Source organism: Micromonospora sp. WMMD1219, from assembly GCF_049315215.1.
Lineage (GTDB): Bacteria > Actinomycetota > Actinomycetes > Mycobacteriales > Micromonosporaceae > Micromonospora > Micromonospora tulbaghiae.
The window spans coordinates 2395862-2409347 of the sequence record NZ_CP186057.1 but is presented as its reverse complement, the minus strand read 5'-3'; the positions used below and the strand labels follow the sequence as shown (position 1 = coordinate 2409347).

Annotated in this window: 13 protein-coding genes; 2 read left to right on the top strand and 11 right to left on the bottom strand. The window is 73.0% G+C overall.

Annotated elements, in window-relative coordinates:
• Positions 1-69: 69 nt before the first annotated feature.
• The gene (locus tag ACN27C_RS11530; RefSeq protein ID WP_422751138.1) at positions 70-2190 is read right to left on the bottom strand and encodes a DEAD/DEAH box helicase; all 2121 of its coding nucleotides are present in this window, start codon (positions 2188-2190) and stop codon (positions 70-72) included.
• Complete coding sequence (locus ACN27C_RS11525; RefSeq protein ID WP_422751137.1) at positions 2187-4115, bottom strand: BTAD domain-containing putative transcriptional regulator; 1929 nt, start codon at positions 4113-4115, stop codon at positions 2187-2189. Before ACN27C_RS11525 ends, ACN27C_RS11530 begins: the two co-directional genes overlap by 4 nt.
• Positions 4116-4280: 165 nt before the next feature.
• On the opposite strand from ACN27C_RS11525, the gene ACN27C_RS11520 reads away from it, so the two are divergent.
• Positions 4281-5081: a hypothetical protein gene (locus tag ACN27C_RS11520; protein ID WP_422751136.1), complete on the top strand. Its 801-nt coding sequence runs from the start codon at positions 4281-4283 to the stop codon at positions 5079-5081.
• A 57-nt stretch (positions 5082-5138) separates the two neighbouring features.
• Here the strand turns inward: ACN27C_RS11520 and ACN27C_RS11515 are convergent, their stop codons facing one another.
• From ACN27C_RS11515 to ACN27C_RS11480, 8 genes are all read right to left on the bottom strand, one after another.
• A complete protein-coding gene (locus ACN27C_RS11515; protein WP_422751135.1) occupies positions 5139-5891 on the bottom strand; it encodes an SDR family NAD(P)-dependent oxidoreductase in 753 nt (250 codons plus the stop codon).
• 159 nt (positions 5892-6050) lie between these two features.
• Positions 6051-7160: a branched-chain amino acid ABC transporter permease gene (locus tag ACN27C_RS11510; protein ID WP_422751133.1), complete on the bottom strand. Its 1110-nt coding sequence runs from the start codon at positions 7158-7160 to the stop codon at positions 6051-6053.
• A complete protein-coding gene (locus ACN27C_RS11505) occupies positions 7157-8047 on the bottom strand; it encodes a branched-chain amino acid ABC transporter permease (protein WP_120573027.1) in 891 nt (296 codons plus the stop codon). The genes ACN27C_RS11510 and ACN27C_RS11505 overlap by 4 nt, the downstream gene beginning before the upstream one ends.
• Entirely contained in the window at positions 8044-8778 is a 735-nt protein-coding gene (locus ACN27C_RS11500) for an ABC transporter ATP-binding protein (RefSeq protein WP_422751132.1), read from the bottom strand. Before ACN27C_RS11500 ends, ACN27C_RS11505 begins: the two co-directional genes overlap by 4 nt.
• The gene (locus tag ACN27C_RS11495) at positions 8779-9522 is read right to left on the bottom strand and encodes an ABC transporter ATP-binding protein (protein WP_013288706.1); all 744 of its coding nucleotides are present in this window, start codon (positions 9520-9522) and stop codon (positions 8779-8781) included.
• A gap of 3 nt (positions 9523-9525) precedes the next feature.
• Complete coding sequence (locus ACN27C_RS11490; RefSeq protein ID WP_422751131.1) at positions 9526-10728, bottom strand: substrate-binding domain-containing protein; 1203 nt, start codon at positions 10726-10728, stop codon at positions 9526-9528.
• Between the two features lie 216 nt (positions 10729-10944).
• Positions 10945-11190, bottom strand: a complete 246-nt coding sequence (locus ACN27C_RS11485) for a hypothetical protein (RefSeq protein ID WP_422751130.1) — start codon at positions 11188-11190, stop codon at positions 10945-10947.
• Positions 11187-11489 (bottom strand): DivIVA domain-containing protein, encoded by a 303-nt coding sequence (locus ACN27C_RS11480; RefSeq protein ID WP_422751129.1) that lies wholly within the window; start codon positions 11487-11489, stop codon positions 11187-11189. The genes ACN27C_RS11485 and ACN27C_RS11480 overlap by 4 nt, the downstream gene beginning before the upstream one ends.
• A gap of 283 nt (positions 11490-11772) precedes the next feature.
• Between ACN27C_RS11480 and ACN27C_RS11475 the strand changes: the two genes are divergently transcribed.
• On the top strand, positions 11773-12000 hold the full coding sequence (locus ACN27C_RS11475) for a GntR family transcriptional regulator (RefSeq protein WP_073829006.1): 228 nt from the start codon (positions 11773-11775) through the stop codon (positions 11998-12000).
• Positions 12001-12355: 355 nt separating this feature from the next.
• On the opposite strand, the gene ACN27C_RS11470 is transcribed toward ACN27C_RS11475, so the two are convergent.
• The gene (locus ACN27C_RS11470; protein ID WP_422751128.1) at positions 12356-13477 is read right to left on the bottom strand and encodes a glycerophosphodiester phosphodiesterase; all 1122 of its coding nucleotides are present in this window, start codon (positions 13475-13477) and stop codon (positions 12356-12358) included.
• Positions 13478-13486 lie beyond the last annotated feature (9 nt).

Here is a 13486-nt window from a genome sequence, read left to right as displayed (position 1 = left end):
GTCCGCCGACGGTGGTGACGCTCGCATTCCGCCCGGCCCGGGAACTTTCCGCGCAGGCCGGGGGACGGGTCAGCCGGCCACCGCGAGCGCCAGCGGCAGCACGTCCGGCGCGCCGGCCCGGCGCAGCAGCCGCGCCACCATGGCCATCGTCCAGCCCGAGTCGACCAGGTCGTCCACCAGCAGCACCGGCCCGTCCAGCCCCGGCAGCGCGCCGGCCAGGTCGTCGGGCACGCGGAAGGCGTCGTGCAGCGCGCGTACCCGCTGGGCGCTGTTGCCCCGCGGTCCGCCGGCCCCGGCCGGGCCGGTGGGGTCGACCCGGCCGAGCAGCGGCAGCCGGCCCACGGCGGCGATCCGCTCGGCCAGCGAGCCGACGAGCAGCGGTCGCGTCCGGGAGCCGACCGCCACCACGCCCACCGGCCGCCGGGGCCACGGGTCGTCGCCGTGCGCCCACGCCTTCAGCACCTCGACCACGGCGGCCACCACGTCGTCGGGCACCGGGCCGTCCGGCGCCTCCGGCCCGACCAGCCCGCGCAGCCGCCCGCCCCACCCCAGGTCGGACAGGCGTCCCACGGCCCGGCCGGGCAGCGTCTGCTCCGCCGGGGGGATGCGGCCCTTCAGGGGTACGCCCACCGCCTCCAACCCGGTGGGCCAGAGCTTCTTGGGCGGGATCGGCACGCCGGGGCGCCCGAGGAACGTCTGCGCGGCGGTCAGCGCCGCCTCGGAGACGCCGGCGGCGAACAGCGGGCCGGCGCAGTTGTCGCACCGGCCGCAGTCGGCCGCCCCGCTGTCGTCCAGCCCTTCCCGCAGGTAGCGCATCCGGCAGGCGGACGTCGAGGCGTACTCCCGCATGGCCCGCTGCTCGGCGGCGCGCGCGTCGGCGACGCGCCGCAACCGGGCCTCGTCGTAGATCCAGGGCTCGCCGGTGGCGAGCCAGCCGCCGCGCACCCGGCGGACCGCGCCGTCCACGTCCAGCACCTTGAGCATCAGCTCCAGCCGGGCGCGGCGCAGGTCGACCACCGGCTCCAGGGCCTGGGTGGAGATCGGCCGTTCGGTGTCCAGCGCGGCGAGCACGGCGCGGACCTGCTCCTCGGGCGGGAAGGCGAGCGAGGCGATGTACCGCCAGATGGCCGCGTCCTCGACGCCGGGCAGCAGCAGCACCTCGGCGTGCTCGACGGCCCGGCCCGCGCGGCCGACCTGCTGGTAGTAGGCGATCGGCGAGGGCGGCGCGCCCAGGTGCACGACGAAGCCGAGGTCGGGCTTGTCGAAGCCCATGCCGAGGGCGCTGGTGGCGACCAGGGCCTTGATCTTGTTGTCCAGCAGGTCCTGCTCGGCGGCCCGCCGGTCGGCGTCCTCGGCCTGCCCGGTGTAGGAGGCGACCGACCAGCCCCGGCCGCGCAGGAAGTCGGCCGTCTCGGTGGCCGCCGCGACGGTGAGCGTGTAGACGATCCCCGAGCCGGGGAGCCGGTCCAGGTGGTCGGCCAGCCAGGCCAGGCGGTGGGCCGGGCTCGGCAGATCGAGTACGCCGAGGCGCAGCGACTCGCGGTCCAGCGTGCCGCGCAGCACCAGCGCGTCACCGAGCTGCTCCGCCACGTCCTGGGTGACCCGGGCGTTGGCGGTGGCGGTGGTGGCCAGCACCGGCGTGCGCTCGGGCAGGTTGGCCAGGAACGTGCGCAGCCGCCGGTAGTCGGGGCGGAAGTCGTGCCCCCAGTCGGAGACGCAGTGCGCCTCGTCCACCACGAGCAGCCCGGTGGTGGCGGCGAGCTTCGGCAGCACCCCGTCGCGGAAGTCGGGGTTGTTCAGGCGCTCCGGGCTGATCAGCAGCACGTCGACCGCACCGGCGTGGATCTCGGCGGTGATCTCGTCCCACTCGTCCAGGTTCGCCGAGTTGATCGTGCGCGCCCGGATGCCGGCGCGGGCGGCGGACTCGACCTGGTTGCGCATCAGCGCCAGCAGCGGCGAGACGATCACCGTCGGCCCGTGCTGGTTTCCCTCGCGCAGCAGCGCGGTGGCCACGAAGTAGACGGCCGACTTGCCCCAGCCGGTGCGCTGCACGCAGAGCACCCGCCGCCGGTCGACCACGAGCGCCTCGATGGCCCGCCACTGGTCCTCGCGCAGCCGGGCGTGGTCACCCGCCAGCCGCCGCAGCACCGCCTCGGCGCGTTCCCGCACGGCCGTCCGATCCTGGCTCATCCGGCATTTCTACCAGGGACGGCCGACGCCGCCGGCGGACCGGGCGGCGAGGTGGGCGGCGGTCCGGGCGGCGAGGTGGGCGGCGGTCCGGGCGGCGAGGTGGGCGGCGGTCCGGGCGCCGGGGCGGGCGGCGGTCCGGGCGCCGGGGCGGGCGGCAGGAAGATCAACAGCTCGCGCAACGAGTCCGTCGCCGCCGCCGGTAGCAGGCACCGCGAGGCCAGTTCCTCCATCGACGTGTACGAGCCGCGCATCCGCCGGTCGACCACCACGTGCTGCGCCTGCGACCGGGTCAGTCCGGGCAGCCCGGCGATCACGTGGTCCGGCACCGAGTTGACGTCCACCAGTCCGCCGTCGTCGTACGCCCGGGGCAGATCGGGTCGCCCGATGCGCAGGTCGTCCCGCGCCGACGGGTACTGGTAGAGCAGGTAACGGGCGTACTCCCGGCGCAGCCGGTTGCGGTCGGCGTACGGCCGCCCACGCCACAGGCCCCGCAGCCAGGTGAGCAGCCGGCCGTTGAGCAGCACCACGTGCGGGACGCCCGCCGCCCAGGTGGTCAGCCAGATCACCATCAGGGTGGCCTCGGGCGCGCTGACCTCCTCGGTCTCGCTGCTGCCGATGACCACCACGAACGTCGCGGCCACGGTCAGGTAGTAGACCGCGGCGAGGACGCTCCCCCAGCCCCGGCGCCAGACCCCGTAGAGCAGCACCACCAGCCAGGTGAGCATGCCGAACGAGAACAGGGCGACGAGCGCGCCGCCCACCGTCGCGACGACGCTCAACCAGCCGGGCACACCGGACGGACGCCTGGACGGCGGCACGGCGCCGATCAGCGGCGCGACCGGGGGCGACACCCAGGGCGGCAGGCCCGCCGGCGGCTCACCCGGACCGGCCGGCAGCGGGAACGGACTGCCCGGCTGCGCCGAGACGGTGAACTGGACCGGAACGGTGAGCTGGGCCGAGACTCCAGATGGGGCGGTGGGCGGAGGCGGGGCAGTCGCCGGCTTCACGGGCAGCGGCCGGGCCGATGCCTCGGCCGGGTTCGTGGGCGGCGGCTGGGCCGGCGCTTCGGCAGGGGATTCGACGGCGGCCGGAATCGGCTCCGGGTCGCCCGCCCACCTCCCGCCCGCCCCGGCCCGTTCCGGACGTGCCTGCGGCAGGAGGTCCGGATCGGCGCGCAGGATCCGCCGGTGCAGATCCTGGAGCGCCCCGCCCGGCTCGATGCCGTACTCGTCGCGGAGCAGCCCCGCGTAGTCACGGTAGGCGGCCAGCGCCTCGGCCTGCCGTCCACTGCGATGCAGCGCCAGCATGAGCTGGTGACGCAGCCGTTCCCGGACCGGGAACTCGGCGACCAGCTCGACCAGCCGGCCGACCAGCTCGCCGTGCCGGCCGTCGGCCAGCTCCAGTTCGGTACGCGTCTCCAGCGCGACCGCGCGCAGCTCCACCAGCCGGTGCCGGGCCGTGTCGAAGTACGCGCCGGCGAACCCGGTGAACGGCTCCCCCTGCCACAGCTCCAGCGCGGCGCTCACCTCGGCCAGCGCCTCCGCCGTACGCCCGGCCGCCTGCGCCGCCCGCGCCCGCTGCACACCGCGCTCGAAGCGCGCCACGTCCACCGCCTCCGGCGGCACGCGCAGCAGGTATCCGGCGTCGGTGAGGGTGAGCACCCGGGCCGGCGTACGCGGTGACCGGTCGGGTTCCAGCATCCGGCGCAGACCGGCCACGTGCTTCTGCACCACGTTGAGGCCGTTCACCGGCGCCTCGTCCGGCCAGACCGCCTCGACGATCTGCCCGGTCGGCACGGGACGGCCCACGGCGAGCAGCAGCACGGCCAGCACGGCCCGCTGCTTGGCCGGGCCCAGATCGAGTGGTCGGCCGGCGTACCAGGCCCGCTGCGGGCCGAGGAGTTCGAAGCGCAGCGCCTCTGACATGCGAGTTTCCGCCCCCGTACCGACTGCCTTCGCCCACCGTGGCCGACGGCAGTCGGACGGCAGCATATCGGCAGCGAGGCCGCCGTGACGGCTGCCGATACTTACCCGGCAACAATCACCTGGGAAAGTGAGTCGAACACCATGACGCAGCGATTCGGATCCGTCGTGAGCCTCCGGCGGACCGCGGCCCTCGCGACGGCTGTGCTGGCCACCGCTGTCCTGTCCGCGGGGTGCGGGACCGGGGACGCCACCGAGGGCACCGGGCCCGCGCCCAGCCCGTCGGCCGACCCGAAGGTCGCGCTGCTGGCCGCCGTGCCGGACGAGAAGGACCCGGCCTTCCGGTTCACCACGATCGAGGGCGCGGACAAGTTCGACGGGGTGGTCGACCCGGCGGCGCGCGGCCTCGAGCTGTCCATGTCGGAGAAGAGCAAGGACCCGGAGTTCACCATGGGGATGACCTTCCGCGTGATCGAGGAGGACATCTGGATGCGGGTCAAGATCACCGGCATGGCCGGCCTGCAGGACATGATGAAGCTGCCCAAGCGTTGGATGCTCCTGGACCGCACCAAGCTCGACGACGCCTCCGACGTGCCGGTCTACCAGAACGCCGATCCGGCCAACATGGCCGCCGTCATCCGGACCGCGGAGACGGTCGAGGACCGGGGCGACGGCACGTACGCCGGCTTCGCCGACCTGACCGCGAACGCCGACATCCGCGAGAGCTTCACCACAGTGGACGTGGCCGCGCTCGGTGACGCGGCGAAGAAGGTGCCGTTCACCGCTGTGGTCGGGCCGGACGGGAACCTCACCTCGCTGACCCTGGAGCTGCCGGCCGCGGGCAAGCAGAAGGCCATGAAGGTGGTCGCCAAGTACTACGACTTCGGCAAGGCGCCGAAGCTCACCGTGCCGACGGGCGCGCAGGTGCAGAAGGCGCCGGCGTCGGCGTACGAGATGCTCAACGGCTGACCACGACGTACGCGCGAGGGGCGGTGGCCGCACGGGGGGCCACCGCCCTTCCGCGTGTCAGCGGCCGAGCACGGAGCCACCGTTGACGCCGAGCACCTGCCCGGTGACGTACCCGGCGGACGGGCCGACCAGGTAGCGCACGGCGGCCGCGATGTCGTCCGGCACACCGGCCCGGCCGACGAGCGTGGCGGCGACCCGCTTGGCATGCCCCTCCGGCGTCATCCGGTCGCCGAAGAACTCGGTCTCGGCGACGTAGCCGGGGCTGACCACGTTCACGGTGATCTGTTCCGGACCGAGCTGGGCGGCCAGGTCGTACGCCCAGCCGTGCAACGCGGCCTTCGCGGCCGAGTACGGCCCGGCGCCACCGCGCTGCGCGGCGATCGAGCTGAGCAGGACCACCCGGCCGCCGGGACGGCGCAGGGCGGGCAGGAGCGCCTCGGTGAGCAGGACGGCGGTCAGCACGTTCGCGTCCAGGTTGGCCCGCCACCAGTCCGCCACCCCGCCGAGCGAGTCGGTCGACCCGCCGAGGTAGCCGCCGGCGTTGTTGACCACGGCGTCCACGGCTCGTTCCCCGACGGCGTCCACCACCGCCCCGACCTGCCCCGGATCGGTCAGGTCGGCGGCGACGGCCGTGACTGCCCCGTTCCGCCCGCTGTCGGCACCGATCCGCCGCGCGGCGGCTTCGAGCACGTCACCCCGCCGCCCGACCACGAGAACGTCGAACCCGTCGGTGACGAGCCCGCGCGCCACCGCAGCCCCGATCCCGGTCCCACCCCCACTGACAACCGCAAGCCGCCGCAGCTCCCCCATGACGTCTCCCTCCCCGCATCCCGTTCCCGCATCCCGTTCCCGCGTCCCCACCCCGGCCCTGTCCCGGGCGATCATGAAGTTAGCGCCATCGGACCGGCGTGTCGCGGCGTTAACTTCATGATCGCCGGGGCAGGGGTGGGGCGGGTCGGCGGGGGCGGGTCAGCGGGGGCGGCGGAAGGCGGTCAGGACGGGGGCCAGGCGGGTTCGCAGGCTGGCCAGGCCGCCGGGGAAGAAGTAGACGGCCAGGATGAAGACAGTGCCCAGGACGAACAGGGGCTGGCTCAGCGGGTGGCTGAGGAACGCCGGCAGGCTGTTCACCGCGTCGCTGCTGCCGAACGCGGTGAGCCGGTGGTCCAGATACATGTAGAGGATGCCGCCCAGCACCGGCCCCCACCGCGTACCGGGGCCGCCGAGCACCACCATGACCAGCAGCGACAGCGTCAGCTCCGACGAGGTGATGTGCGGGCTGGCACCGCCGACGATCAGTACGTAGACCACCCCACCCGCCGACGCGAGGCCACCGGCGAGCGTGAACGCGACGAGCTTGAACCGGTACGGGTCGAGCCCGAGCACCCCGATCCGCCGCTCGTCGTCGCGCAGGCCGGCCAGCACCCGCCCGGTCGGCGAGGCGCTGACCCGGTGCACGACCAGGACGACGATCGCCAGGTACGCCAGCGCCAGCCAGTAGAGGTTCACCGTGTTGGTGACACCGACGAGCGCCGCCGGCAGCCCGGAGACGTCGAGCGGCAGCCCCTCCTCGCCGCCGGTGAGGCCGCCGAAGTCGCGGGCCACGAGGATCGCCCCGACCTGCGCGAACGCCAGCGTCACCATGGCGAACGCGATGCCCACGGTCCGCAGGGCGACCGCCCCGAGCAGCGCCGCGAGCGTCGTGCCGCCGATCACCGTGAGCACGGCGGCCTGCCACAGCGGCAGCCCGGCCTTGGTGATCAGGATGTCGGTGCCGTAGACCCCGGCGGCGAAGTAGAGGGCGTGGCCGAAGGAAAGCATCCCGGTACGCCCGAACAGCAGGTCGTAGCCGGCCGCGAGCCCGCCGAACACCAGGCAGATGGCGAGCAGTTGCAGCGTGCCCGGCGAGTTCAGCGGCCCCTCGAAGATGCCGGGCAGGTTCAGTGTGGAGTACGGCAGCACAGCCGCCACCACCAGAGCCACCAACGGCAGGTACGGGCGCAGTCCGTGCCAGCGGGAACGCCCGGGGGTCAGTTCGTCGGGCACCTGCGCCGGAGGCGCGTCGACCACCGAGTTGGTCATGCGTGAGCCACCTTTCCGGCCAGGCCCTGCGGACGCAGCAGCAGCACCACGGCGAGCAGGCCGACCACGCACAGGTCGCCCAGCCCGGACGTGCCGTAGTAGTTGACGAACTGTTGCAGCAGCCCCACCGCGACCGCCGCGTACGCGGACCCGACCACCGAGCCCATCCCGCCGATCACCACCACGATGAACGCGAAGATCAGCAGCGAGCCGCCCTGCCCCGGCGAGACGGTGCCGAAGTAGACGCCGCCGAGCGCGCCGGCCAGCGCGGCGGCGGCCCCGCCGATGGCGAAGACCAGCGTGAACGCCTTGCGCACGTCGATGCCGAGCGCTGTCACCATCTCCCGGTTCTCCACGCCGGCCCGGATGATCAGGCCGTACCGGGTCCAGCGCAGGAACGCCAGCAGCGCGCCGAGCACCACAGCGGCGGCGACGATCAGCAGCAGCCCGGCGTTCGGCACCTGGGCGCCGAACACCCCTGTCACGCCCCGGCTCCAGTCCGGCCGCGGGAACGGACGCGGGTCCGCGCCCCAGGTGGCCTGGAGCAGCGCCACCCCGGCCAGCGACAGGCCGACGGTGACCAGCACCTGTTCGATGGTGCGGGAGTACAGCGGCCGGATCAGCACCAGCTCCACGAGCACCGCGACGAGCGACCCGGCCAGCACGCCGAAGACGACTGCGAGCACGAAGCCGAACCCGTCCGGCCCGGCGCCGGGCAGGTTGCCGGCCGCCCACCACGTCGCGTACGCGCCGACGCCGAGGAACAGCCCGTGCGCGAAGTTGAGCACGTCGGCGAGGCCGAAGACCAGGGAGAGGCCGGAGGCCACGAGGAAGTACAGCGCCGCCAGGCCCAGCCCGGTCAGCGTCAGCAGGACCACCGTGTTCACGCGTGCACCTCCCCGGAGCCAGAACCCACACCGAGCAGCGACTTCGTCAGCGCGGTCTCCAGCAGCAACTCCTGGGCGTCGCCGGTCCAGGCGACCTTCCCGGCGGAGAGCACCACCGCGTCGGTCGCCAGCCGCCGTACCACCGCCAGGTTCTGCTCGACCAGCAGCACCGGCACGGATTCCGCCACCCGCTCCAGCACCTCGGCCACCTCGGTCACCACCTTCGGCGCCAACCCCTTCGTCGGCTCGTCGACCAGCAGCAGCCGGTTGTCGTTCAGCAGCACCCGGCCGATCGCGAGCATCTGCTGCTGCCCGCCGGACAGCGAGCCGGCCCGTTGCCGTCCGCGCCGCTCCAGCTCGGGGAAGAGAGCGAAGACCTTGTCGTACGCGGGCGTGACGCCCCGCCGTTCGGCCAGCCGCAGGTTCTCCGCCACGGTGAGCGCGGCGAAGACGCAGCGGTCCTCCGGCACGTAGCCGAGGCCGTCGCGGACCAGCCGGTGGGTGGGTCGGGCGAGCAGGCTGCGCGCCCCCATGCGTACGCTGCCGCGCACCTCACCGCCGCGCGGCGTCAGCCCGACGATCGCGCGCAACGTGGTGGTCTTGCCGACGCCGTTGCGCCCGAGCAGCACCGTGACGCCGGTCGGCGCGACCTCGAACGACACCCCCTGGAGGATGTGCAGCCCGGCGATCCGCACGGACAGGTCCGCCACGGACAGGACAGGTTCGGTCATTTAGAGCGCCTCCCCCAGGTACGCCTCCTGCACGGTGGCGTTCGCCATCACCGTGTCCGGGGTGTCGCACGCCAGTAGCGCGCCGTGGTGCATCACGGCGATCCGGTCGGCCAGCTCCAGGATCACGTCCATGTGGTGTTCCACCATGAGCACCGCCCGGCCGCTGTCCCCGGTCAACGACTTGATCACGCTGACCAGCTCAGGCACGTCCTCGGCGCTCACCCCGGCCATCGGCTCGTCCAGCAGCATCACCCGGGGTTCACCGGCGAGCAGCAGCGCGATCTCCAGCTTGCGCTTCTCGCCGTGGGCCAGGGTGCCGGCCAGCGCCGTACCCCTGTGGTGCAGGCCGACGCGGTCGAGCGCCGCGTCGGCGGCGGCGGCCACCTCCCGGTCGGCCGCCGCCCGCCGCCACAGCTTCATCGAGCCACCCCGGTGTGCCTGTACGGCGAGCCGGACGTTCTCCCGCACGCTCAGCGAGCCGAAGACCGAGGACGCCTGAAAGGTACGCCCCAGGCCGAGCCGGGCACGCCGGTGCGGCGGAAGCGCGGTGATGTCCGCGCCGTCCAGCAGGACCGTGCCCTCGGTGGGCCGGCGCAGGCCGGTGATCAGGTTGAACAGGGAGGTCTTGCCGGCGCCGTTGGGCCCGATCACGCCGAGGAACTCCCCCGGCGCCAGATCGAGGTAGACGGAGTCGACGATGGCGACCTCACCGATCCGCCAGGTCAGACCGCGGGTGGCGAGCACGGGTCAGCCCTTCATCTGCGCGACCGGCGGCGCGCTCTCGTCACCGGTGAGCGACTTCTGCGCGGTCGCGGTGAAGGCGGTGCCGCTGCCGGAGAGCTTGGCCTGGTACATCGGCTGGAGCAGGGCGTGGTCCTCGGCGCGGATCTTCATGGTGCCCTTGACGCCCTCGAACTCCCAGCCCTCCAGCGCCTTGACCATCTTCTCCACGTCGTCGCCGCCCTCCTGCACGGCACGGACGACCATCTGCGCGGCGGCGAACCCGTCCGGGTGGAACAGGTCGAGCGTGCCGCCCGGCACCTTCGCCTTCGCGGCCTTGGCGGCCTCGGTGTCGCTGGCCCCGTCGAAGTAGTGCGACAGGAACGAGATCTTGCTGCCGGCCGCGCCGAACGTCGGCCACGAGGCACGGATGTCCAGGCCGGTGACGACGGTGGTGGAGGCGAGAACGCCCTGCTGGTCGAGCGTCTGCCACATGGCGCCGGCGGTGGTGCCGGCCCAGGCGACGAAGAGCAGGTCCGGCTTGGCGGCCTTGATCTGGCTGGCGAACGGCGTGAACTCGGTGGCGCTGGCCGGGGCCCGGACGCTGCTCACGTTCGCGCCGGCGCCGCCGATCACGGCCTTCACGGCGGCCTCGTTGGCGTCGCCGAACGCGCCGTCCTGCGCGAACACCACGACCTTCTTGCCGGCCGCGTCGCCGATGAACGACCGGGCGGTCACGACGTCCTGCCACGACTGCCGGCCGGACCGGAACGTGTACTTGTTCGCGCCGGTCACCGCGTCCGTGGCGGCCGGGCCGGAGATGAACAGCACCTTGTTCTGCGCGGCGATCGGCGCGACCTGGAGCGCCACCCCGGAGGAGGTGGACCCGGCGATGATCTTCGTACCCTTGCCGATCAGGTCCTTCGCGGCGGACACGGCCTTGGCCGGGTCGCCCGCGTCGTCGGCCTCGGTGACCTCGATCGTGCGGTCACCGACCTTGCCGGTGCCCTTGGTGGCGAAGTCGAGGCCCGCCTTGAAACCCTCGATGTACTGCTTGCCGTAGCTGGCGAGCGGCCCGGACTGGGAGTAGACCAGACCGACCTTGACCGGGGCGGCGTCGCCGCCGCCGAGTGCGGTGTCCTGCGGGCTGCCACAGGCCGTGGCGGCCAGAGCGACCGCCACCGAGGTGGCGGCGGTAAGGAACACCCGTCGCGTGTGCCGGATCGTCATTGCGACTCCAGGTGAGGACAGGGGGAATGTCAGTTGTCGGCTCACGCTAGAAGTGACGTCACCCACGGGCTATGTGGTCGGCGCACACAAGTACCCGTGACGGGGTGGCCGCACGTTACAAACGCGGACATCACCACGTAACGGCACCGACCCGGGATGGCCACACCCGCCACGCACACCTCGCCGGGAATGTCGCCCCACGCCATCGCGCGCCGGTCACCGCCCGCCGCAGTCCCCGTCGTGGTCGGCCGACCGTGCGCACCGTCGGCCACCCTCGCGAGGCCGGTCGCACCAGACCCAGTGGCGTACGGACTGCTCGTCCTCCCGTGACACGGTGGTCCCGGCGCGCTCCACGTCGGCCAGGAACCCGAGCGCCCGGCAGATGGCACGCGCGAACCCCCGCGCGCCGTCGAGGTCAGCCGCGACAACCGGCAGGTGTACGACGAACCGCTCCCGGCTCACCGTTGCGCGCCCGGCGTGAACCGGGACTGCCAGCTCTTGAGCGCCGCCTTGATGCGCGTGTTCTCCTCGGCGTACCGGGACGCGTCTCGCCGGGCCAGCGCCAGGTCACCCGCTACCCGGTAGAGGAAGGCGTGCACCTCCGCCGGGTCGAGCCCGTGCCGAACGGTGCGGAACCTCCGCTCGCGGATCTGCCCGACGCTCAGCGGCCGGCACGACTCCGAGCGGTACCAGCCCTGGTTCGGCGGCCTCCGGGTCCGGTTACGCCGCGCCGACTGGAACAGGTTGAGCACGTTACGCACGCCGATCCTCCTCACCGAGCCGTGGAGGCGACCCGCCCGCAGACAGGGGACGCGGGCGGGCCGCCGACCCCGAGACCGCAGCCCGTTCGGCGGTACGACCCCGGAGCCCAATCCGGGTCCGACTCCCGAGGTTTGCCGAACCAACCGGAGCCGGACGCGACCCAACCTACACCAGTATCTGGTTATGCGCGAGCCTCCACTCTCGACGTGCTGGGCAACTTGTTGCAGTTACTTGTGCAGGTAGGGCAGGATCGGATTCGCCGAACCAACCGGAGTCCCCACCATGCCCACAGCAGAAGCACCGTTCCGCCGTATCGCCAACGACATCGCCGCAAAGATCAAGAGTGGCGAGCTGAAGCCGGGCGACAGGCTGCCCTCAACCCGCGAGTTGGCCGAGACCTACGGCGTCCACATGAACACGGCCTACCGCGCGATGTCGCTGCTGCACGATCGCGAACTGATCACCGGCCAGCCCGGCCGAGGCACCTACGTAGCCGAACCACCGGCCTGATCAACTCCACTACGCCGAGGTGGCGGCATCCCGCCCGGAAGCAGCCACCTCCCCGAAGCGGCGCCCGCCCCCGCCGCGCCCCGCCGATCGCACCCCTCACCCCGCCCGTCGCCGCCCCACCCGCCCCGCCGATCTTGGAGTTGCGGCGCCTCAGATGCCCGCTTCGCGGCTTACGCGAGGCACCACAAGTCCAAGATCGACGAGGAAGCCCCTCCACGAGTGCGATCTTGGTACGAGCCGGCCCTCAGAAGGGCCGTTTCGTACCAAGATCTCCGGAGCAGCCGAGCGCGACGGCCCAGAAACGCGCGGACGGGGTGCCCGCCGGGACGGCGGGCACCCCGGAAAGAGTGCAGGGTCAGCGGCCGGCTCGGGCGGCAACCGCCGTGTCGGGGTGGTCGCTGAACACGCCGTCCAGGCCCAGGTCGAGGAACAACTCGTACTCGGACGTGATGTCACCACGCGCGTTCGGGTCGGTGCCGATGCGGAAGTCCACCGGCAGGAACTGGTTCTCGGCCCGGAACGTCCACGCGTGCACCACCAGCTTCTGCCGGTGCGCGTCGCGGATCACCGAGGTGGGCGCGAGCAGCCGTCCGGCGGCGTCCCGGGGCACGATCAGGTTCTTGTTCAGGCCCACGCCGTCGGCGTACCGGGAGATCCAGGCCAGGCCCGCGGGCGTGGCCAGGTCCGCGTAGGTCCGCTTGTCGCCGCCCGCGACGAAGTCGTAGGGCGCGCCGGACGCGTCCATGAGCTGCACCAGCCGTACGTCGATCATCTTGTCGAGCTTGCGCAGGTTGGCGGTCTCGAAGCTCTGGACGAACACCGGGTCGTTCCGGTGGGTGAGCCGGTTGCGGCGCAGCACCGCCACCAGCGGCTCCTCCAGCGCGCGCCCGATCGACGCGAAGTAGGTCGGGTGCTTGGTCTCCGGGTAGACGCCGATGGTCCGGCCCCGGGACTTCGACTCGGCCCGCGCCAGGTCGATGACCTCCTGGAACGTCGGGATCTCGAACCTGCCGTCGAACGCGGTGTTGGCGACCCGCACCTGGGGCAGCCGCTCCTTGGCCCGCAGCGTCTTCAGCTCGGCCAGCGTGAAGTCCTCGGTGAACCAGCCGGTGACGGTGACCCCGTCGATGGTCTTCGTCGCCTTACGGGCGGCGAACTCGGGGCGGGCGGCCACGTCGGTCGTACCGGAGATCTCGTTCTCGTGCCGCGCGACCAGGACGCCGTCCTTCGTCGAGACCAGGTCCGGTTCGATGAAGTCGGCGCCCTGGCGGATGGCGAGCCGGTAGGCCTCAAGGGTGTGCTCCGGGCGGTAGCCGCTCGCGCCCCGGTGGCCGATCACGATCGGCCGCTGAGCCGGGCGGGCCTGCTCGGCGGCGCGGTGGTCGGGGCCGGCCTGGGCGGCCACTGCCGGCACCACCACAGCGGCCGCCGCGAGCAGCGCGCCGGCCACGCCGAGGGCGGAAAGGGTACGTCGCAACGCCGTCTC

Excerpts from the sequence above, each read along its gene's own strand:
- ACN27C_RS11490 (WP_422751131.1), bottom strand. The coding sequence starts at position 10,728 with ATGACGATCCGGCACACGCGACGGGTGTTCCTTACCGCCGCCACCTCG.
- ACN27C_RS11510 (WP_422751133.1), bottom strand. The coding sequence starts at position 7,160 with ATGACCAACTCGGTGGTCGACGCGCCTCCGGCGCAGGTGCCCGACGAA.
- ACN27C_RS11475 (WP_073829006.1), top strand. The coding sequence starts at position 11,773 with ATGCCCACAGCAGAAGCACCGTTCCGCCGTATCGCCAACGACATCGCC.
- ACN27C_RS11525 (WP_422751137.1), bottom strand. The coding sequence starts at position 4,115 with ATGTCAGAGGCGCTGCGCTTCGAACTCCTCGGCCCGCAGCGGGCCTGG.
- ACN27C_RS11500 (WP_422751132.1), bottom strand. The coding sequence starts at position 8,778 with ATGACCGAACCTGTCCTGTCCGTGGCGGACCTGTCCGTGCGGATCGCC.
- ACN27C_RS11515 (WP_422751135.1), bottom strand. The coding sequence starts at position 5,891 with ATGGGGGAGCTGCGGCGGCTTGCGGTTGTCAGTGGGGGTGGGACCGGG.
- ACN27C_RS11530 (WP_422751138.1), bottom strand. The coding sequence starts at position 2,190 with ATGAGCCAGGATCGGACGGCCGTGCGGGAACGCGCCGAGGCGGTGCTG.